The 19,772-nt window shown below is 62.2% G+C and carries 18 protein-coding genes; 11 read left to right on the top strand and 7 right to left on the bottom strand.

Features of this window, described 5'->3' with window-relative positions; translation table 11 throughout:
* The 3 genes from groL to ydiJ all read left to right on the top strand — a co-directional run.
* On the top strand, positions 1-1,207 hold a 1,207-nt coding region (gene groL / locus GA0061105_RS29835; protein ID WP_092754782.1), incomplete at its 5' end, for a chaperonin GroEL.
* A 53-nt stretch (positions 1,208-1,260) separates the two neighbouring features.
* Positions 1,261-1,512, top strand: coding sequence for a hypothetical protein (locus tag GA0061105_RS29830; protein WP_092754804.1), 252 nt, complete (start codon positions 1,261-1,263; stop codon positions 1,510-1,512).
* Between the two features lie 164 nt (positions 1,513-1,676).
* Positions 1,677-4,742: a D-2-hydroxyglutarate dehydrogenase YdiJ gene (gene ydiJ / locus GA0061105_RS29825; protein WP_092754801.1), complete on the top strand. Its 3,066-nt coding sequence runs from the start codon at positions 1,677-1,679 to the stop codon at positions 4,740-4,742.
* A gap of 38 nt (positions 4,743-4,780) precedes the next feature.
* Here ydiJ and GA0061105_RS29820 read toward each other — a convergent pair whose 3' ends face one another.
* Both GA0061105_RS29820 and GA0061105_RS29815 read right to left on the bottom strand, forming a co-directional pair.
* Positions 4,781-5,911 carry an HPP family protein gene (locus GA0061105_RS29820; protein ID WP_092754779.1) on the bottom strand — a complete coding sequence of 377 codons (1,131 nt, stop codon included), beginning with the start codon at positions 5,909-5,911 and terminating at the stop codon, positions 4,781-4,783.
* A 53-nt stretch (positions 5,912-5,964) separates the two neighbouring features.
* Entirely contained in the window at positions 5,965-6,870 is a 906-nt protein-coding gene (locus GA0061105_RS29815) for a LysR substrate-binding domain-containing protein (protein WP_092754776.1), read from the bottom strand.
* A gap of 299 nt (positions 6,871-7,169) precedes the next feature.
* On the opposite strand from GA0061105_RS29815, the gene GA0061105_RS29810 reads away from it, so the two are divergent.
* Entirely contained in the window at positions 7,170-7,481 is a 312-nt protein-coding gene (locus GA0061105_RS29810; RefSeq protein ID WP_064693130.1) for a hypothetical protein, read from the top strand.
* 181 nt (positions 7,482-7,662) lie between these two features.
* Complete coding sequence (locus GA0061105_RS29805) at positions 7,663-7,866, top strand: hypothetical protein (RefSeq protein WP_167358598.1); 204 nt, start codon at positions 7,663-7,665, stop codon at positions 7,864-7,866.
* 7 nt (positions 7,867-7,873) lie between these two features.
* Here GA0061105_RS29805 and GA0061105_RS29800 read toward each other — a convergent pair whose 3' ends face one another.
* Positions 7,874-8,776, bottom strand: a complete 903-nt coding sequence (locus GA0061105_RS29800; RefSeq protein ID WP_092754773.1) for a GNAT family N-acetyltransferase — start codon at positions 8,774-8,776, stop codon at positions 7,874-7,876.
* A 249-nt stretch (positions 8,777-9,025) separates the two neighbouring features.
* Between GA0061105_RS29800 and argE the strand changes: the two genes are divergently transcribed.
* The 6 genes from argE (at position 9,026) to GA0061105_RS29770 (ending at position 15,684) form a co-directional block, all read left to right on the top strand.
* Positions 9,026-10,150 (top strand): acetylornithine deacetylase, encoded by a 1,125-nt coding sequence (gene argE / locus GA0061105_RS29795; protein WP_092754770.1) that lies wholly within the window; start codon positions 9,026-9,028, stop codon positions 10,148-10,150.
* A 24-nt stretch (positions 10,151-10,174) separates the two neighbouring features.
* Positions 10,175-11,098 carry a 2-hydroxyacid dehydrogenase gene (locus tag GA0061105_RS29790; protein WP_064693133.1) on the top strand — a complete coding sequence of 308 codons (924 nt, stop codon included), beginning with the start codon at positions 10,175-10,177 and terminating at the stop codon, positions 11,096-11,098.
* A 40-nt stretch (positions 11,099-11,138) separates the two neighbouring features.
* Positions 11,139-11,492 carry a cupin domain-containing protein gene (locus tag GA0061105_RS29785; RefSeq protein WP_092754767.1) on the top strand — a complete coding sequence of 118 codons (354 nt, stop codon included), beginning with the start codon at positions 11,139-11,141 and terminating at the stop codon, positions 11,490-11,492.
* A 144-nt stretch (positions 11,493-11,636) separates the two neighbouring features.
* Positions 11,637-13,100, top strand: coding sequence for an aldehyde dehydrogenase family protein (locus GA0061105_RS29780; protein WP_092754764.1), 1,464 nt, complete (start codon positions 11,637-11,639; stop codon positions 13,098-13,100).
* Positions 13,101-13,109: 9 nt separating this feature from the next.
* Complete coding sequence (locus GA0061105_RS29775) at positions 13,110-14,153, top strand: tartrate dehydrogenase (RefSeq protein WP_092754761.1); 1,044 nt, start codon at positions 13,110-13,112, stop codon at positions 14,151-14,153.
* A 73-nt stretch (positions 14,154-14,226) separates the two neighbouring features.
* Complete coding sequence (locus GA0061105_RS29770; RefSeq protein WP_092754796.1) at positions 14,227-15,684, top strand: NAD-dependent succinate-semialdehyde dehydrogenase; 1,458 nt, start codon at positions 14,227-14,229, stop codon at positions 15,682-15,684.
* Positions 15,685-15,822: 138 nt separating this feature from the next.
* Here the strand turns inward: GA0061105_RS29770 and GA0061105_RS29765 are convergent, their stop codons facing one another.
* The 4 genes from GA0061105_RS29765 to GA0061105_RS29750 form a co-directional block, all read right to left on the bottom strand.
* A complete protein-coding gene (locus tag GA0061105_RS29765) occupies positions 15,823-17,097 on the bottom strand; it encodes an NAD(P)/FAD-dependent oxidoreductase (protein ID WP_092754758.1) in 1,275 nt (424 codons plus the stop codon).
* Positions 17,098-17,110: 13 nt separating this feature from the next.
* On the bottom strand, positions 17,111-17,779 hold the full coding sequence (locus GA0061105_RS29760) for a haloacid dehalogenase type II (RefSeq protein ID WP_092754793.1): 669 nt from the start codon (positions 17,777-17,779) through the stop codon (positions 17,111-17,113).
* Positions 17,780-17,979: 200 nt separating this feature from the next.
* Complete coding sequence (gene otnC, locus GA0061105_RS29755) at positions 17,980-18,648, bottom strand: 3-oxo-tetronate 4-phosphate decarboxylase (protein WP_092754755.1); 669 nt, start codon at positions 18,646-18,648, stop codon at positions 17,980-17,982.
* Between the two features lie 16 nt (positions 18,649-18,664).
* Positions 18,665-19,663, bottom strand: coding sequence for a LacI family DNA-binding transcriptional regulator (locus tag GA0061105_RS29750; RefSeq protein ID WP_092754790.1), 999 nt, complete (start codon positions 19,661-19,663; stop codon positions 18,665-18,667).
* Between the last annotated feature and the right edge of the window lie 109 nt (positions 19,664-19,772).

The following is a 19,772-nucleotide window of genomic DNA, read 5'->3' as shown; positions in this document are numbered from 1 at the left end:
TTCCGAAATCGCCCAGGTCGGCACCATTTCCGCCAATGGTGATCCCGAAATCGGTCGCTTCCTGGCGGAAGCCATGGAAAAGGTCGGCAATGACGGCGTCATCACCGTGGAGGAAGCCAAGACCGCCGAAACCGAACTCGAAGTCGTCGAAGGCATGCAGTTCGACCGCGGTTATCTCAGCCCCTACTTCGTCACCAATTCCGACAAGATGCGGGTCGAGTTCGAGGATCCCTATATCCTCATTCATGAGAAGAAGTTGTCGAACCTGCAGTCGATGCTGCCGATCCTCGAAGCTGTGGTTCAGTCCGGCAAGCCGCTTCTCATCATCGCTGAAGACGTCGAAGGCGAAGCTCTTGCTACGCTTGTCGTCAACAAGCTGCGCGGCGGCTTGAAGATCGCTGCCGTCAAGGCGCCTGGCTTCGGCGACCGCCGCAAGGCCATGCTTGAAGACATCGCCATCCTGACCGCCGGCACCGTCATCTCCGAAGATCTCGGCATCAAGCTCGAGAATGTGACGCTCAACATGCTCGGCCGGGCAAAGAAGGTGACAGTCGAGAAGGAAAACACGACCATTATCGACGGCGTCGGTTCGAAGGAGGAGATTTCAGGCCGCATCGCCCAGATCAAGGCGCAGATCGAAGAAACCACCTCTGACTACGACCGCGAGAAGCTGCAGGAACGTCTCGCCAAGCTCGCCGGCGGCGTTGCCGTCATCCGCGTCGGCGGCTCGACGGAGGTCGAGGTGAAGGAAAAGAAGGATCGCGTCGACGACGCGCTGCATGCAACGCGCGCGGCGGTCGAGGAAGGCATACTGCCGGGCGGCGGCGTGGCGCTGCTGCGCGCGGTCAAGGCGCTCGACAAAGTCAAGGCCGCCAATGACGACCAGCGGGTCGGCGTCGAAATCGTCCGCCGTGCGCTCGAGGCCCCGGCTCGCCAGATTGCCGAAAATGCCGGCGCGGAAGGCTCGGTCGTCGTCGGCAAGCTGCGTGAGAAGAGCGAATTCTCCTATGGCTGGAACGCTCAGACCGGCGAATTCGGCGATCTCTACGCGCAGGGCGTTATCGATCCCGCCAAGGTCGTTCGCACCGCGCTGCAGGACGCGTCCTCCATTGCAGGCCTTCTGGTGACGACGGAAGCCATGATCGCCGAGAAGCCGAAGAAGGATGCTCCTCCCGCGATGCCAGCCAGCCCCGGTATGGACTTTTAAGACAGGGTCGCAGGCTCGCCCGCCCCGGGCGGGCCTTTTCCGAGGGAATGAAGATGGTTCAAACGATCCTAAGCCGATCGCAGGTGCCGCTGGACTCCCGCGATCTCGAAACCTGCCAGCGTGTCTTCGACAAGCTCAGCACCGATCACGCAGTGGCAAGAGACAGCGACGAAGCCGAACGAATGGCGAGCATCATTATCGAGCTCTACCGGCAGGGCGTGTGCGATCCCAATCATCTGCAGTCGATGGTCCAAGCCGCCCGCGGCCTCTTCGCGATGAATGAAAGCCCGCCGACCGCTCAGTGATCGCGCCGACCCGATAGCATGGCAGCCGGCATATGATACAGCCTTGCTGACGGCGACGTTTGCGTGAGCGGTATAGGCTCGCCGCTCATGTAGTTCCGAAAATCGATTCCGATTTCCCGGCCGATGCGCTAGTGACAAAGCTCAAGTGCATTGAAGGTATCGAGATGATTCCACGCCTCCAGCCGAAGGTTTCCATCCTCCTTCCCGCCGGGGGGCTTTTCGAGCGGCTCATCGAGGCGGGATTCGCCGGCGATATCGAGACCGGCGCGGCGAGCCGAACCGTATTTTCGACCGACAATTCCATTTACCAGCTCGAGCCAACGGGCATCGTCTTTCCGCGAGGCGTGGAAGATCTGCAGCTCCTGGCGTCCGTGCTGGCAGAACCCACCTTCCGCGGAATACGTATTGCACCGCGCGGCGGCGGCACCGGCACCAACGGGCAATCGCTGACATCTGGCGTCGTGGTGGATTGTTCGCGGCACATGAGGTCCATTCTCGAAATCGATCCTGTCCGCAGGGTCGCGCGCGTCCAGGCGGGTGTCGTCAAGGATCAGTTGAACCAGGCGCTGAAACCTTACCGTCTCTTTTTCGCGCCCGAACTCTCCACCTCCAACCGCGCCACGATCGGCGGCATGATCTCCACCGACGCCTGTGGCCAGGGTTCCTGCCTCTACGGCAAGACCAGCAACCATGTTCTCGGATTGCGCATCGTCCTTGCGGACGGCTCCGATTTTTGGTCGCGCCCGCTCGATGCGGAAGCGCTCGATGAGATCGTCGCAGGTAAGGACCGCGTCGGCGAGATCCACAGGACGGTGGAGCGGATCACACGCGAAAAGCGGGACCGGATCACTGAGGTCTTCCCGAAACTCAACCGCTATATGACCGGCTACGACCTCGCCCATGTCAGGCGCGACGACGGACGCTTCGACCTCAACGCCGTTCTCTGTGGATCGGAGGGAACGCTGGCTTTGATCGCCGAAGCCGAACTTAATCTTCTGCCGATCCCCGCTCATGCGGCGCTGATCAATATCCGCTACGGCGATTTCAATACCGCCCTGGAGGACGCCCGCAATCTCGTGGCGCTGAAGGTCGCCTCGGTGGAAACCATCGATGAGAAAGTACTCGATCTTGCTAGACGCGACATCGTCTGGACCGGCATCGCCCGCTTTTTTCCGGATGAACCGGACAGGGTGACCGATGGCATCAATATCGTCGAAGTCCTCGCCGACGACGAGGAGGAGCTGGAACGCAAGCTGTCGGCGGTGACCGCTGCTCTCGACACGGGCGCAAATGCCTGCCATGCCGGTTACACGATTGCTCGAGGCCATGGCGAGGTTGAGGCAATCTGGTCGATGCGCAAGCGTGCCGTTGGCCTGCTCGGAAATGTGGAGGGGCCGGTCAGGCCCGTCGCCTTTGTCGAGGATACCGCCGTGCCGCCGGAAAATCTGGCGGCCTATATCCGCGAATTCCGCGCGCTCCTCGATGGCGCGGGCCTTTCCTACGGCATGTTCGGCCATGTCGATGCCGGCGTGCTACACGTGCGGCCTGCCCTTGACCTCACCTGCGACGCTCATGTCCGGCTGGTTCGGGAGATTAGCGACGCCGTCGTGGCGCTCACCCGCAAATATGGCGGCGTGCTCTGGGGAGAGCACGGCAAGGGGGTGCGTTCGGAATATGTGCCTGAATTTTTCGGCGATCTTTACCCCAGCCTGCAGGAGATCAAGCGGGCTTTCGACCCTGAGAACCGGCTCAATCCGGGTAAGATCGCAACGCCTTCCGCCGAGCCGCTCACGAAGATCGACGATGTCCCGTTGCGGGGAGACACCGACCGCGTCATCGGCAACGAGATCCGCTCCGCCTTCGACAATGCCGCCTATTGCAACGGCAATGGCGCTTGTTTCGATTTCGACGAAACGACCCCGATGTGCCCCTCTTACAAGGCGACACGCGACCGGCGGTTTTCGCCCAAGGGCCGTGCCGCGCTGATGCGGGAATGGTTGAGGCTGCTTGCTGAACACGGTATCGATCCCCGCGATGAGGCGACGCGCCTGCGGCGAACCGCTCCGCTCGCCAGCCTCGCAAGACGCGCCTTCAATTCGCTGAACCCGGGAAACCGCAACGATTTCTCCCACGAGGTGCGTGCGGCGATGGACACCTGCCTCGCCTGCAAGGCCTGCGCCGGACAATGTCCGGTCAAGGTCAGCGTGCCGGCTTTCCGCTCGAAATTCCTGGAACTCTACTACGGACGCTATCTCCGTCCGCTGAAGGACCCGCTGGTCGCGGCGATCGAGACGACCCTGCCGCTCGTCCGGCGCATCCGCCCTGCCTACAACATGGTCGTCGGCACGCGCGTCGGCAGGAGGTTGATGCGCATGGTGGGGCTGACCTCACTACCGCGTCTGCCGCAAATCTCACTGGCAAAGGAAGCCGCCCGCCTCGGGGTGCCGCTTGCGACCGCTCAGACCATCGAAGCGCTATCGCCGGGTGAAAGGCAGCGGAGCGTCGTCTTCGTCGCCGATAGCTTCACAGCCCACTTCGATCCTGACGTCGCACTCGCAGCGATCGCTCTTGCCAGGAAATTGGGACTCTCACCTTTTCTCGCAGCCTCCCATATCAATGGCAAAGCCCTGCATGTTCACGGCTATCTCGGACGCTTCGCGGCTGCAGCCGAGCTGACCGCAGGTTATCTTCAGCGGCTCGATGACGCCGGTATGGTTCTCGTCGGGCTCGATCCGTCGATGACGCTCGCCTTCCGCAGCGAATATAAGGGAGTGCTGCAGGCGACAGTCCTTCTGCCACAGGAATGGCTTACCGCCAATCTCGACCGACTTGCCGCTTCGCCTTCTGTCGTTAAGGGCAGCAAATTCCGATTGTTGGCTCATTGCACCGAACGCACCAACGCGCCGGCCTCCGTCGCACAATGGCAAAAAGTGTTCGAAAGCCTTGGCATTGACCTTCAAGTGGCGCAAACGGGCTGTTGCGGCATGGCGGGCACCTTCGGGCACGAGGCCCGCAACCGCCTGATCTCCGAACGCCTCTACGCGATGAGCTGGAAGCCGGAGCTTGACGCGGCGGGCGACGCCGATATCCTGATGGCGACAGGATATTCCTGCCGATCGCAGGTCAAGGAAATCGATGACGATCGCATCCCGCATCCGTTTCAGGTCATAGCCGAGATCATGTCGCAAAAGGTCGACATTCAGCGATCACACATTGGCTTTCGGAGCTAACGGCGAAGAATCTGCGGCTATCCGAGGGCTCCGCTCGCTCACGCCACAGCCACGATCGTGTCGCCGTCGCTCGGCAGCAGCCGCGCCACGGCGCTCAACAGGTCCGTCTGCGATATCAGCCCGAGGATACGGTTATCGTCGTCGACGATGATGACGGCATGGGTGCGTCCGTCCGTCAGAACAGGCAGCAGCGACAGAGCCGCGTCGGAAGCTCTCGCCACGACCGGTCTGGCGATCGCATGGGAAATCGTATCGCCGCCCGCAGACAATTCACGCAAGCCGACAGTGCCGACCAGGCGGCCTTCCGGATCCTTCACAGGCAAGGTGCGGATGTTATGCTTCAAAAGAAGATGTCGAGCGGCGTCCGGCTCCGACGTCTCGCCGATGGAGATCACGTCACGCGACATGATATCGGCGCAGCTTATCTTGCCTTTTGAACGGATAACCGCCTGCAGTTCGACCTGCTGCAGCAATCGCCCCAGGTCTGCCCGATCGATATCGAAGGTCTCGTCGAGCGCTTCGAGGGCCGCATCGACATCCTCCTCGCGAAAGCCGACCCGCGCGGCAGATGGCGGATCGATCGTCTGATGGGTGTTCTCCGCCGGCTTCGGAACGACGTGCGGATAATTCCGCCTCGAAAGCTTGTGGAACAGCAGCCCAAGCCCGACGAGAATGCAGGAGTTCAAAGCGACCGGCACGAAGGGAAAGAGGAACCCCCAGCCGGCAACGACGGGGCCGCCGAGCACGGCGGTCAGTGCCGCAGCCCCTCCCGGCGGATGAAGACATCGCGTGAAGGACATTGCGCCGATGGCCAGCGAAACGCCGACACCCGTCGCGATGATCGGATCACGTATGAAATATGCGGCAATAATGCCCATCATGGCGGAAATTGTGTTGCCGCCGATGATCGCCCATGGCTGCGCCAACGGGCTTGCCGGCACCGCGAAAAGCAGCACCGCCGACGCCCCCATCGGCGCGACGATCAGCGGAAGATGCGGCCCCTGCCCGAACAGATGGCCGCTGATGACACCGGTGAGACCGATGCCCAGCAACGCGCCGAAACAAGCGATCAATCGTTCTCTTAACGTCGCGCCGGCCAGGATTGGCGAAAACAGGCGAAAGCGGCGAAAACGGCTCGGCCCGACCTTCGGTGAAACGGGAAACTGCATGCGAAGACCAATAAAGTGAGGATTATCTCGGGGTGAACGAGGAGACGCAGGAGCTAGTTCGCCGCCAACCTGACATCTCTGCCTTTGGTTGCGCCAAGCACTTCATGGAAGGCACTGAAGGCGCTGGGGCAATCGTCCTTACGGTAGACCAGCAGCGTCTCAACCGGGCCGAGCTGATGAGTCTGGACGGCAGTCGGCCAGTGCATGAGATCGAGAACGGACCTTGGCATCACACCTGCCGTATTCCCGGTCGCAACGCTCGCCAGGATCGCATGATAGGAACCGTGCTCGGTTGTCGGTAGGGAACTCGAAGTGCGCGCCCAGTTTTCGGCAATCCGGCGATAGGTGCAGCCAGGTTCTAAAGCCGCGAGCGATCCGACGCGCAGGTCGGCAGCGGATTTGATGGCGGGATGCCCGGATGGCAGCACGATCAACAGATCTTCGACGAAGACCGTCTCCATCTCCAGCGCCTTGAGTTCGGCATCGAAATCCAAATCCTCCTCGCGCATCGTCTTCGGCGGGCGGGCAATCAGCGCGCAATCCAGCACATCTGCCAGAACATCGCGGGCGAGATCGCGCGACGCGCCCATCGTCAGATGCAGCGACACATCGGGCCACATCTGGTTGAATTGCGTCAACGGCGCCGGCAGCCGGCTTGCCGCCGTGCTCTCCATCGTGCCCACCCGCAATGTTCCTGATGGGGCGAGAGGCCGCACGGCCTGGCGCGCTTCGAGCGCAAGCGCCATAAGCCGGTTGGCATAGGCGAGAAAGGTTTCGCCCTCCCGTGTCAGCGTCATCTTCTTGCCATCACGGCTGAACAGGCAAGCGCCAAGGTCCTCCTCCAACTGCTGGATGCGCGTCGTCACATTCGACGGCACCCGCCCGACGGCCTTGGCGGCCTTCGTAACGCTGCGATCACTGGCAACGGCGAGGAAAATCTCGATCGACGAAAGGTCCAATGAAAATCTCTTTTCCAGAATTAAAGCGAGTCATTGTTCTCTATATGCAAATCATCGCTCGAGCTCAAGCGGGTTTCAGTGCCGGCGGAAGGGCCGGAATCGGGCGGTGCGCGGAGTGGAGGCCCACACATATCGACGCCATCTGCAGGCCCTCACAGCCAAGTGATTGCCGAAAAAAGGATCGAGACGCCGCCGAAATAGCCATACAAACGGCTGCGTCGTCTCCACGACAAGCGTTTTGCGGCTGGCATGGCGATTGCATCTACGTGCTTATCTGTAGAGCGACCGGCGCCGACCACATGCTTCACCTAGTCTTGACCTGCCTTCTTCTGAGCGTCGCTTCAGGCCTGAGCATGCGGCGTTTTCTTCTGCCTTATTTTTCCGGCGGCGATTTCGCGGAGAAATCCGCTCCCGTGACGATCGTTGCAAGCGCGGTCTTTCTGGCGACAGTCGCCTTCACCATCTCCGATCAGAATCTCTGGGCCAAATCGGTGATCCTGACGCTCTGCCTTTTACTGGCAGCCATGTTCGACGATGTCAGACCCCGGCTGACCATCGCCCTTTCTGTCGTCAGCCTGGCTGCCTATCTCGGGCTGCGCTCGATCAGCTGAGCATCTGACCCGTTGGTGCGAGCTCCCAGTGATGATAGGGCCTCGAACGGCGGATTGCCGGCTGACGACGGGACGCCTTCGAGTGGCGCAAAACGATCTTCGTGAAAGAATATTTTCATCGTATAATTCTCTCCTCCAGAATATGAGCGGAGCGGACCGCTTCAGAAATGGGAGAGGGGCGATGATGGGTAACGAGCAACCAAGAAGGATCTGGTCGGAGTGGTATGCCTGGCATCCCGTCCTGCCGATCGACGACACGGTGTTCTGGCTGGAGACCGTATATCGGCGAGAAACCGAGGAAGGCCTATGGCAATATCGTTCGTTCCGACCCGAAGTCGAACGTATCAAGGCTTTGGCCGCGATCCCCATCTGTCCTGGCGTTTAATTCGGAGTCAACCGAGCGCCTGGCTCACGAGCGCATATGTTTTCGGCTGATGCCCCGCGTCGCGGCCCAGAACCGGGAGCCAAGGGTCGCCCAACGACATGGTCGTCACGAAGTCGTAAATAGCAAGGCCGCAGCGGGAGAGAAAATCGGCAAACATCCCGGCTTTCTCGCGTGTGTCGAGGCGCAGGAATGATCCCGCATGCTCAAGCACATGCGGATGGACGACAGCGATCGCATCTGCTTCACTGCGCGCCACTACCGGGCCGACGACATGGCCGCGCCCGAACCTTCGGCAAAGCGAGAAGGCCTCGATCCGGCCGGCGCGGACAAGCACGACGCCCTTGGAATGTGGCATGAGCCGAGCCAAAAGCGGCGTCCGATCCGTGCCGAAGGCCAGGCTATCGAGTTCCGCGATCGCCTGCAGATCTCCCGCTTCCACGGGCCGCACCATGGCACCGGCCGGCAATTCCACATCCGGCGGCGATATTGCTTCGCCCTGGCATTGAAAGACGGGCGCCTCACGGACAAAATCCAACGACAGATAAAGGCGCCGCGCCGCCCTCGTCGCGTTCAGCCCAAGATTTCTTCCGGCCACCTGGTTGAGTGCGTGGCCCATCAGCCATTGTCCGGCGCCATTGGCCTGCAGGCGCGGCGAAGTGATGACCATACCGATCGTGGCAAACCGGCGATCATAGGGAAACCACATCGCAGAGCCCAGGATGCGGCCGATTTCATCGATTGCTGCGATGCCCTGCCCGAATTCGCGCAGGAACTGCCAGTCTTCGCGGCGATGCGGCCAAGCCACCGACATCGAAAGCGCATGCAGCTTATCGAGGTCGATGCTGTCGATCTCGACAATGCGGGTCTCGAAACTATCGACCAACCTGGATTCGGATGTCAGTGCACTCACTCCTGCCCTCCTGCCGCATCGTCCGGCCAGCCCCTAGGGAAAGCTGCCCCGGATACTCCTTCGTCGAGATTAGGACGAATCGCGCGATACAATTCACTGGCGAAGCCGGTGCAAACACAACAATCGTTCAAATCCGCTGCAGTTTCAGCAAATAAAGCCTGGGCGGGTCTCTACAGTCTTCGACCAGACCGGTAGCGCCGGCGGCACACCGTGCCCGGCGACTCGACATCCCGCGCCGTGAGGACGCTCATGCAGGCAATTGAAATCCTCGAAAGGCTCATCGGCTTTCCCTCCGTCGTCGGCACGCCGAACCACGAGATCGTCGGGTGGATACGGCAGTACCTGCAACTTCACGGCATTGCCACCGCGGAGATTGCCGGCCCCGAGGGCGACCGGTCGAACCTCTTCGCCACCATCGGCCCAAAGGAGACGCCGGGCTATATCCTCTCCGGCCATATGGACGTGGTCCCCGCCGCCGAAGGCGGGTGGAGTAGCGATCCGTTCTGCCTGCGCGCCGAAAAGGACCGCCTCTACGGCCGCGGAACGACCGATATGAAGGGTTTTCTCGCCGTCGTTCTTGCCGCCGTTCCGGCACTCGCGGCGACACGGCTCCGCCGGCCCATCCATCTCGCCTTTTCCTATGATGAGGAGGCAGGCTGCCGCGGCGTCCCGCACATGATCGCGCGCCTGCCTGAGCTCTGTGCACATCCGCTCGGCGCGATCATCGGCGAACCGAGCGGCATGCGGGCGATCCGCGCCCACAAGGGCAAGGCCGCCGCCCGGCTGACGATCAGGGGCCGGTCCGGCCACTCCTCCCGCCCGGACCAGGGACTAAATGCCATCCATGCCATGGCGGAGATATTGGCTTGCGCCAGCGCCGAAGCCGGACGGCTGACGCAAGGCCCGTTCGAGCACGTATTCGAACCGCCGTATTCCTCGCTTCAGGTCGGCACGTTGAAGGGCGGCCAGGCCGTCAACATCATTCCCGATAGCTGCGAGGCCGAGTTCGAAGCCAGAGCCATTTCCGGAATTGATCCGGCCGCGCTACTGACGCCGCTGCGCGCCGTGGCCGAGGCGCTAGCACAGCGCGGCTTCGGGTCGGAGTGGCGCGAACTCAGCGCCTATCCGGCGCTGTCGCTTGCTGCCGATGCGCCGCTTGCCCGCTTACTCGGCGAACTCACAGGTATCGAGCCGCTCGCCGCCGTCAGCTACGGCACCGAGGCTGGCCTTTTCCAGCGAGCCGGCGTTGATGCGATCATCTGCGGGCCGGGCGATATCGCCCGTGCTCATCGGCCGGACGAATTCATCCTCGCGAGCGAAATCCAGGCATGCCAGTCGATGATCGAGGCACTCGCCGGACATTGCACCGTCTGACAGTCCGATCAAGGAGCCGATGCAATGACCTTTCTCTTCAATTCCGATGCGAAGCGCGGCGCCATATTCGCCGAGGCCTTCGCGCGCGAACTGCCCGGCATAGCCTTCGCCATGGATCCGGCCTCGGTCGAACCGGACGCCGTGCGCTACCTGATCACCTGGACCGTGCCGGATGATCTCGCGCGCTATCGCAATCTCGAAATCCTGTTTTCGATCGGCGCCGGCATCGATCAGTTCCGCATCGATGTCGTGCCCGCCCAGGTCAAAGTGGTGCGCATGGTCGAGGACGGCATTGTTAGAATGATGCAGGAGTATGCGACGCTCGCCGTCCTCGCACTCCATCGTCATCTGCCGGCCTATCTCGACCAGCAGCGGCGCGGGATCTGGCAGCCGATTCCAGCCGTTCAGGCCGCAGAGCGCCGCATCGGCGTGCTAGGGCTCGGCATGCTGGGAAGTGCAGTGCTTGAGAGTTTGCGTCCCTTCGGCTTTCCGCTGTCCGGTTGGAGCCGCACTCCGCGCGCGATCGACCGTGTTCGGTGCCTCAGCGGAGGGGAAGGGCTGCAAGCCCTGCTTGAAACCAGCGACATTCTGGTCTGCATGCTGCCGCTGACGGTGGAAACGCGCGGCTTCCTCAATGCCGAGCTTTTCTCCAGGCTTCCCGTCGGGGCTGCGCTCGTTCACGCCGGTCGCGGCGCCCAGCTGGATCATGAAGCCCTCGTCGGCGCGCTCGACACCGGGCATCTTTCCGGCGCCGTCGTCGATGTCACCGAACCGGAGCCGCTGCCATCGGGCCACGCCTTCTGGAACCATCCCAAAATACTGCTGACGCCGCACATTGCGAGCGTCACCCAAGCCGAAACCGCGGCGGCGGCGGTAATCGGCAACATCAAACGGCACCAGGCGGGCCTCGATCCGATCGGACTGGTCGATCGCAGCCGCGGCTATTGATCCTCTCTCAACCACCATCTGCACCTCGGAAAGGAAATCCATGTCCCTGCTCAAGACAATCGACGCCAACCCATCGCAGACGCCGCGCGAATCCGGCCCCCTTCCCGAGCGCCTGATCGCGGGCAATCCCACCTTCAAGACCTGGGCGCAGGATGTCGCTTGCGCTGAGACGGTTCATACCGGCGTATGGGAAGCAACGCCCGGTGAGACGCGTTCGATCAAGGGCGAGACATTCGAGTTCTGCCATATTCTTTCCGGCCTGGTCGAACTCACGCCGGACGGAGGAGAACCGGTGATCTACAAGGCCGGCGACAGTTTCGTCATGAAGCCTGGCTTTACCGGCGTCTGGAAGACGATCGAGACGGTTCGCAAGATCTACGTGACCGTGACGTGACGGTGAGGCGGCCCGGCGCCAGCCGTATATTTGACTGGCGTCGGCGCGGAAAACGCAATTTTTATCCGCCGCAGCATTCCCGGTCGAAGCATGCTGCTCGTGTTCCCAAGCTAGGCTTACGTCAGCTCATGCCAAGGACACGCAATGACACTCAGCTTCGATCCGAACACGATTTCCCTGCCGCTGGGACACTTCATCGGCGGCCGGCTGATGCCGGCCCAAGCCGTCATCGACATGTATCGGCCGTCCGACGGCAAGCCCTATGCGGGCTGCCCGCTTGCCGACGCTGCCCTTGTCGATCAGGCCGTTGACACGGCAAGGGAGGCGTTAGACAGGAGCAATTGGGGCGGCGTGCGGCCGCGTGAACGCACCACGGCGCTGCAGCGCTGGGCGGACCTGATCGAAGCCGAGGCGGAGACTCTCGCCAGGCTTGAGTCGCTCTCCTCAACCCGACCCGTCGGCCATCTCGTCGCCGGCGACATCGCCGTTACCGCCGAGCAAATCCGCTTCTTTGCCGAATTCGCGGATAAGGAAGGCGGCGATCTCGTCCCGACCGACGACGCGACTTTCGGCATGATCGTGACGGAGCCCTATGGCGTCGTCGGTGCCATTACCCCCTGGAATTTTCCCTTGTCGATGGCAGGTTGGAAGCTTGGCCCGGCGCTGGCAGCGGGCAATGCGGTGGTGTTGAAGCCATCGGAGATGACGCCGTTTTCGACACTCTATCTTGCCGAGCTCTCGGTGCGGGCCGGCCTGCCGGCCGGTCTCGTCAACGTCGTCCTTGGTGACGGTCCCACCACCGGAACCGCTATCACCGGACATCCGGGAATTTCCAAAGTCAGCTTCACCGGCTCGACCGCAGCCGGAGCGGCGATCATGACCAATATTGCCCGTACGGGGGTGAAGCCGATGACGCTGGAGCTCGGTGGCAAGAGCCCGCAGCTGGTCTTCGCCGATGCCGATCTCGACCTTGCGGCAGACGCAATCGCCGGCAGCATTTTATCCAATGCGGGCCAGGCCTGCGTATGCGGCTCCCGCCTCATCGTCGAGGCGAAAATAGCGGATGCGCTCGCAGCCGCACTGATCGCCAGACTGGCAGCTATCCGCCCCGGCCCCACCTGGGAGGAAACGACCGATTATTCACCCGTCATCTCCGAACGTCAGATTGCTCGGATGGACGGGATCATCCGTGCCACGATCGACGGCGGGGCCGAGTGCCTCACCGGTGGCGGCCGCCTCGACCGTGAAGGTTATTTCTACGCACCGACGCTGATTTCCGGCGTGACGGCATCATCTCCCGCGGTTCTCGATGAGATCTTTGGACCGGTTCTGACCATCCAGACATTCGAGGAGGAGGAGGAGGCGCTAGGGCTGGCCGACCATCCCTCCTACGGGCTTGCCGCCGGCCTCTTCACCCGCGATCTCTCCCGCGCCATCCGCCTCACCCGCCGCCTGCAGGCCGGCACCGTCTGGGTCAACCGATACGGCCGCTCGCGCGACCATATCCTGCCGACCGGCGGCTACAAGCAATCCGGCATCGGCAAGGATCTCGGCCGCGAAGCCTATCACGCCAACCGCAAGAGCAAGAGCGTGCTCATCAGCCTTTAAGGAGCTCAGATGACGACCTACAAGATTGCCCTTCTGCCGGGAGACGGCATCGGCCGCGACGTGACCGACGCAGCCTGGGCCGTGCTCGAAAAGACCGCGAGATCGAGCGGGTTTTCTCTTCGGGCAACCCGTTACCCCTGGTCCTGCGACTATTATCTCGAGAATGGCAGCATGATGCCCGCCGATGGGATCGAGACGCTGAGGTCCTTCGACGCCATCCTGCTCGGGGCAGTCGGCTGGCCCAGCAAGGTGCCGGATTCCGTGTCGCTGCATGGGCTGCTGCTGCCCATCCGCAAGGCTTTCGTGCAATATGCCAATATTCGCCCGCACCGGCTGCTGCCGGGCGTGCAGGGGCCGCTGCGGTCGGAGGGATTCGACATCCTCTGCATCCGCGAAAACACCGAGGGCGAATATTCCGGCGCCGGCGGCCGCGTCCATCAGGGCACCGACAGCGAGGTGGCTGTGGAAACTTCGATCTTCACCCGCAAAGGGGTCGAACGCATCCTGCGTTTCGGCTTCGAGCAGGCACGGGCGCGGCGCGGCAAACTCGCCTCGGTGACGAAGTCCAACGCGCAGAAATATTCGATGGCCTTCTGGGACGAGATCACTCAGAGGCTCTCTGCGGAATATCCGGACGTCGAGGTCACCAGCTACCATATCGACGCCATGGCCGCCCGCATGGTGATGGCGCCTGATAGCCTTGATGTCGTGGTCGCATCCAACCTGTTCGGCGACATTCTGACGGACCTGGGCGCCGCCATCCAGGGCGGGCTCGGCTTTGCGGCATCCGCCAACATCAATCCCGATCGTTCGGCGCCGTCCATGTTCGAGCCAGTCCACGGCTCCGCGCCCGATATCGCTGATCTCGGAATTGCCAATCCGATCGCCGCCATCTGGTCGGGCGCAATGATGCTCGAACATCTCGGCGAAGCGGCCGCCGCCGGAAGGGTAATGGCTGCCATCGAGGCGACGACGGCGCGTGGCATCGGCGCTATCCCGGGCAAGGACAAGACCGACGCGATCACAGCATCGGTGCTTTCGGCACTCGACTAGAGCACGTCGCACCAAATTGCGCCGCGACTTCGCGCCCCCAATTGTGGAGGGCGCTCTGATGAAAGGGGATAAGATGAACGGATTAAGGGATCAAAGCCTGCTGCGCCAGCAAGGGCTCATCGACGGAGAATGGTGCGGGGCCGCAGCGGGGCGCACCATAGAGGTGATCGATCCGGCGACGCAGCATGTGCTGGGTTCCGTGCCCGACATGGACGGAGCCGACACACAGGCCGCTATCATGGCGGCAGAAAAGGCTTTTGGCCCTTGGCGGGCAAAGACCCATGCCGAGCGCGCCGCCCTGCTCGAGGCCTGGCACGATCTGATGCTCGACAATATCGAGGACCTGGCGCTGATCCTGACCATGGAACAGGGCAAGCCGCTCACGGAAGCGCTCGGCGAAATCCGCTACGGCGCCTCATTCATCAAATGGTTTTCCGAGGAAGCGCGCCGCATCGGCGGAACGACCATTCCCTCGCCGACGCCGGACCGGCGCATCGTCGTTCTGAGGGAGCCCGTCGGCGTATCGGCGATCATCACGCCGTGGAACTTTCCCAATGCGATGATCACCCGCAAGGTGGGGCCGGCGCTTGCGGCAGGTTGCACGGTCGTCATCAAGCCATCCGACCTGACCCCCTTTTCGGCGCTGGCGCTCGCCGTACTGGCGGAGCGCGCCGGCATTCCAAAGGGCGTGATCAACATCGTCACCGGCATGCCGACCGCAATCGGCGACGAACTGATGACGAACCAGACTGTCCGCAAGATCTCTTTCACAGGCTCGACCCGCGTCGGTTCGCTGCTGATGCGCGGGGCGGCCGACAGCGTCAAGCGGCTCAGTCTCGAACTGGGCGGCAACGCACCGTTCATCGTTTTCGACGATGCTGATCTCGATCTTGCCGTGGAAGGCGCGATCGCATCGAAATTCCGCAACGGCGGGCAGACCTGCGTCTGCGCCAACCGCCTTCTTGTCCAGTCCGGCGTTTATGATGCCTTTGCCGCGAAGCTTGGCGCACGTGTCTCGGCCATGAAGGTCGGGGCCGGCACCGAGGCAGGCACGGATATCGGCCCGATGATCAACAAGGCTGCGATCGAAAAGATCAATCGTCACGTGGAGGATGCGGTAGAAAAGGGAGCCAAGATCCTCGCCACTGCCGGTTCCATGCCTGCGGGCGATCAATATGCGGCGCCGATCGTGCTGGGGGGCGCGACGACAGACATGCAGCTTGCCACTGAAGAGACATTCGGACCCGTTGCGCCGCTGTTCCGGTTCGACACAGAGGAGGAGGCGATCCGCATCGCGAATTCCACCCCCTTCGGCCTTGCAGCCTATTTCTACACGGAGAGCCTGAAACGGTCGTGGCGCGTCGGCGAAGCGCTCGAATTCGGCATGCTCGGCCTGAACACGGGCGCGATTTCGACCGAGGTCGCCCCGTTCGGCGGCGTCAAACAATCGGGCCTCGGGCGTGAGGGCGCACAATGCGGCATTGAGGAATATCTGGAAATGAAGAGTTTCCACATCGGCGGGCTGTCCTGACCGACAACAAAGAAAGGGCGCTCGGAAGATCATTACGGCGCCCTTTCTAAACCAAGCTTATTTGTGGCTGTCTCGCGCTGCTGCACCGTTTTGCGACGCAGGCCCGCGAACGGCTCAACCGCCCTCGTCACGCCGCGCTTACATGAAGCGATCAAGTGTCTTGTAGTAGAGCCCAACGACCGGCAGGAACCACGGCTTGCCGAAATGGCCGGGAACGGCGGGCCACTCGAGCCCTTTTACCGGATTGCGATCTACCTTGCCCATGATGGCATCCGCCATGATCATGCCGAGATGGGTGGAGAGCTGGGCGCCGTGGCCGGAATAACCCATGGCGTACCAAACGCCATCGACATAACCCGCACGGGGATAACGGTCTTTCGTCATATCGACGAGCCCGCCCCAGCAATAGTTGATCTCGACGCCGGCAAGCTGCGGGAAGATTTCAGCCAGTCCGGCGCGCAGAATGTCACCGCTCTTTGCATCCGACTGCTGGTCCGAGGTGGCGGAAAAGCGTGCGCGACCGCCGAAGATCAGCCGGTTGTCCGGCGACAGCCGGAAATAATTGCCGATGTTCATCGAGGTGACGCAGGTCCGGTTGCCGGGCATCGTCGCGGCGACTTCGGCGTCGCTCAGCGGACGGGTGGCGAGCAGGAAGCTGCCGACGGAAATGATCCGGCGGCGGAAATAGCCGAAGAGCGACGGGGTGTAGGCGCCTGTCGCGACGAGCACATGGTCGGCGGTGATGGTGCCCCGTCCGGTCTCCAGGCTGTGGCGGCCGTTGCCTTGCCTGTGGGCGGTCACGGCAGCCTGTTCGAAAATGACTGCGCCGTAACGGACCGCCGCGGCGGCGAGCCCGGCGACATAGCGCCCCATATGCATCATCGCGCTTTTCTTCGAGAGCATGGCGCCATGGAAAGGCGAGCCGACCTCACTCTTCAAGTCATCCGCCGAAAGGAGCGCCGTCTCCGGATCGACCTCTCTGTGCACGGCCTCGAAATTGCGGGCAATGGCATCGAAATGCTGGGGTTTGGAGGCAAGCTTCAGCTTTCCGGCCCGCCGGAAATTGCAGTCGATCCCCTCCTCGGCGACGATCGTCTCGATCGTGTCGATGGACTCATCGAAGGCCCGATAGAGCGCGATGGCCCGCTCCGCGCCGAGCGCTGACTTGGCGGACAGGAAGCTGTGGGCAAGGCCGTTGTTGAGATGGCCGCCATTGCGTCCCGACGCTCCCCAGCCCACGCGTTCGGCTTCCAGCAGGACGACCTTGACGCCGGCTTTTGCAAGCTGGCGCGCCGCGGCAAGCCCGGTAAAGCCGGCGCCGATGATGGCAACGTCGTAATGGCCTTCGACCGGACCTTGTGTCGCATCGGCAAACGGGTGGGCAGTGTCGTGCCAGTAGGATTGGAACTGCATCCGCTTGTCTCCGTCAGAGGCCGACCACGCCAGGCAAGCCGGAGATATCGCGAATTTCGACATACCCGTAAAAGGGATTGGCCGGCTCGTGACCGCGATTGACCCACACCTTGTTCTTGATGCCGAGATCATGGGCAGACATCAGATCGTAGCGGAAAGAGGACGAGCAATGCAGCACGTCCTCCGGCCCGCAGCCGAGCATGTCGAACATGTATTCGAAAGCCTGGAAACGCGGCTTGTAAGCATTAGCCTGCTGAGCGGTATAGACCGCGTGGAACGGAGCGCCGAGCTTTTCGACATTCGACATGATCTGGGCGTTCATGGCGTTGGACAGGATAACCAAAGGAATTTCCTTGGCAACTTTGGCAAGGCCCTCGGGTACGTCGCGATGCGGCCCCCAGGTCGGCACACGCTCGTAAACCGTTTGCGCTGCTTCGTCGCGAAATGTCACGCCGTTGCGCTTGCATGTCCGCTCCAGCGAGTTGTGCACGACCTCGGCGTATGGTTTCCAGGCGCCCATGATCTCGTCGAGACGATAGGCGGCGAAATTCTTGACGAACTCCGCCATTCGCGGCTCGTCGAGCTGGTCGCCGTAGAGATCGCGTGCCGCTTCCGCCATCTGGAAATTGGTCAGCGTGCCGTAGCAATCGAAGGTGATATATTTAGGACGGAACGTCGTCATCTGCATATCCTTGAATGATTGGAACCGGGGACGTGTTCACAATCATAGGCACCGCCTCACTCACGGCTTGACTGAAATGGCCGGATCGAAAGCAGAATCTATCGTATCGGAAGCGGGGTTTGGCAGAAGGTTGCGCGCGCCCGCAGCCCCGGATAGCATCATACGTTCGAACTCTGCGCCCCGGCACGCCGGTGATCGGCTCAATCGTGCTCGTGGTCATGATGCGAGGGAAGATCGAGGCCGAAGCTATTGACGAGGTCGGCCACCTGAGCCGGGCTGAGGAAACGGGGATTGAGGTTGCGCAACAGCAGATAGAGCTTTGCCGTTTCCTCCAGTTCCTCGGTCGCGAAGACCGCCGCCTCTAAGCTGTCACCTGCGACAACGGGTCCATGATTGGCCAGAAGCACCGACGAATATCTGCCGGCCAGCCCTCGGATCGCGTCGGCGACCGCCGGATCGCCGGGACGATAATAGGGCACCAAAGCGGTTTCGCCAGCGCGCATGAGATAATATGGCGTCATCGGCGGCAGGGCGGCACGCGGATCGATCTCCGGCAGCATGGTGAGCGCCACCGCATGTGTCGAGTGAAGATGAACGATGGCGCGGGCACTGCCGCGTGTGTCGTAGAGGGCGGTGTGAAGCGGAATTTCCTTGGTAGGCTTGTCGCCGGCCAGCAGCCGCCCCTCGGCGTCAAGCCTGGATATCCGTGCCGGGTCGAGAAAGCCGAGAGAGGCGTTGGTCGGCGTGACCAGCCAGCCGCCGTCCTCCAGCCGCAACGATATGTTGCCGGACGAACCGGGCGTCAGTCCGCGCTCGAAGAGCGAGCGGCCGTATCGGCAGATTTCCTCACGCAGGCGGTCGTCGGACATGGCAGTTCCTCCAAAGTTACGCAGTTGCCCCTTCGATCAGTTCGAAACCGAGATCGATGGCTTGCGGCGGCGCGTTGGCGACGACCAGTTGCGCGGCTGTCTGTCCCGTCGCCACGCGCGGCGTCCGGATCGTCGACAGGGGTTGCGGTATTGCCCGTCCGATATCGAGGCCGTTGTAGCCGAAGATGGCGAGCTGCGAAGGGATGGCGATTCCTCGGGCGAGGCAGTGAAAATAACCGCCGAGCGCCATGTCGTCGTTGGAGAAATAGACCGCATCGAGGTCGGTCGCTCGTGCCAGCAGCCGCTCCAGCCCCTGCTTGCCGTTTTCCACTGAAGAAGCGTCCGCCAGGATTTCACGAGCGATGAGCGGAGTTCCGTTAGCGTCGAGAGTGTCGCAGAAACTCGAAAAACGCTTGCCGGCGCGGGTATCGCGGTTGAGGTCGTGGCCGACATAGCCGATCCGCCGGTAGCCCCGCCTGAGCAGGAAGGCAGCGCTCTCCCGCCCGGCGGCGCGGTTCGAGAAACCGACGGCGATATCCAGGGCATCGCCGTCAAGATCGAGCAGTTCCACAACCCGACATCCGCTGGCGCGCAACATCTTCGTGGTGCCGTCGGTGTGCTCATACCCCGCCAGCATTACTGCCGCCGGCCGCCAGGCAAGCATTGCGGTTGCGAGCGCCTCCTCCTTGCCCGGATCATAGTCCGTCACCGAAAAGACCGCCTGATAGCGGTTTTCCTCCAGAACCGCGCTCGCTCCACGCAGCACGTCGGAAAATACGATGTTGGACAGCGAGGGAATGACGAAAGCGACAAGGCGTGAACCCGTGGAGGCAAGTGTTCCGGCGATCCGATTCGGGACATAACCCAGCCGCTGGACGGCAGCCATCACCCGCTCCCGCGTTCTGCCGGAAAACGAACCGTGGTTGCGCAGCACGCGCGACACCGTGCTCTCGCCGACGCCGGCCGCTTCCGCGACCTCTGCGAGGGTCACCGTCGCCTGATGTTTGAATTCCATCGTCAATTTCGAACCCGGCATCTGGAAGCCTTTAGGCGCGCGAAGCATTCTTGGGCCGCCTCACTGCGACGTCAATTTTTCATCACTTCCAGCGAGAAGCAAGATTTTT

Source organism: Rhizobium aethiopicum (assembly GCF_900094625.1).
GTDB classification, from domain to species: Bacteria; Pseudomonadota; Alphaproteobacteria; order Rhizobiales; family Rhizobiaceae; genus Rhizobium; species Rhizobium aethiopicum.
This window is presented reverse-complemented; position numbering and strand designations above follow the sequence as displayed.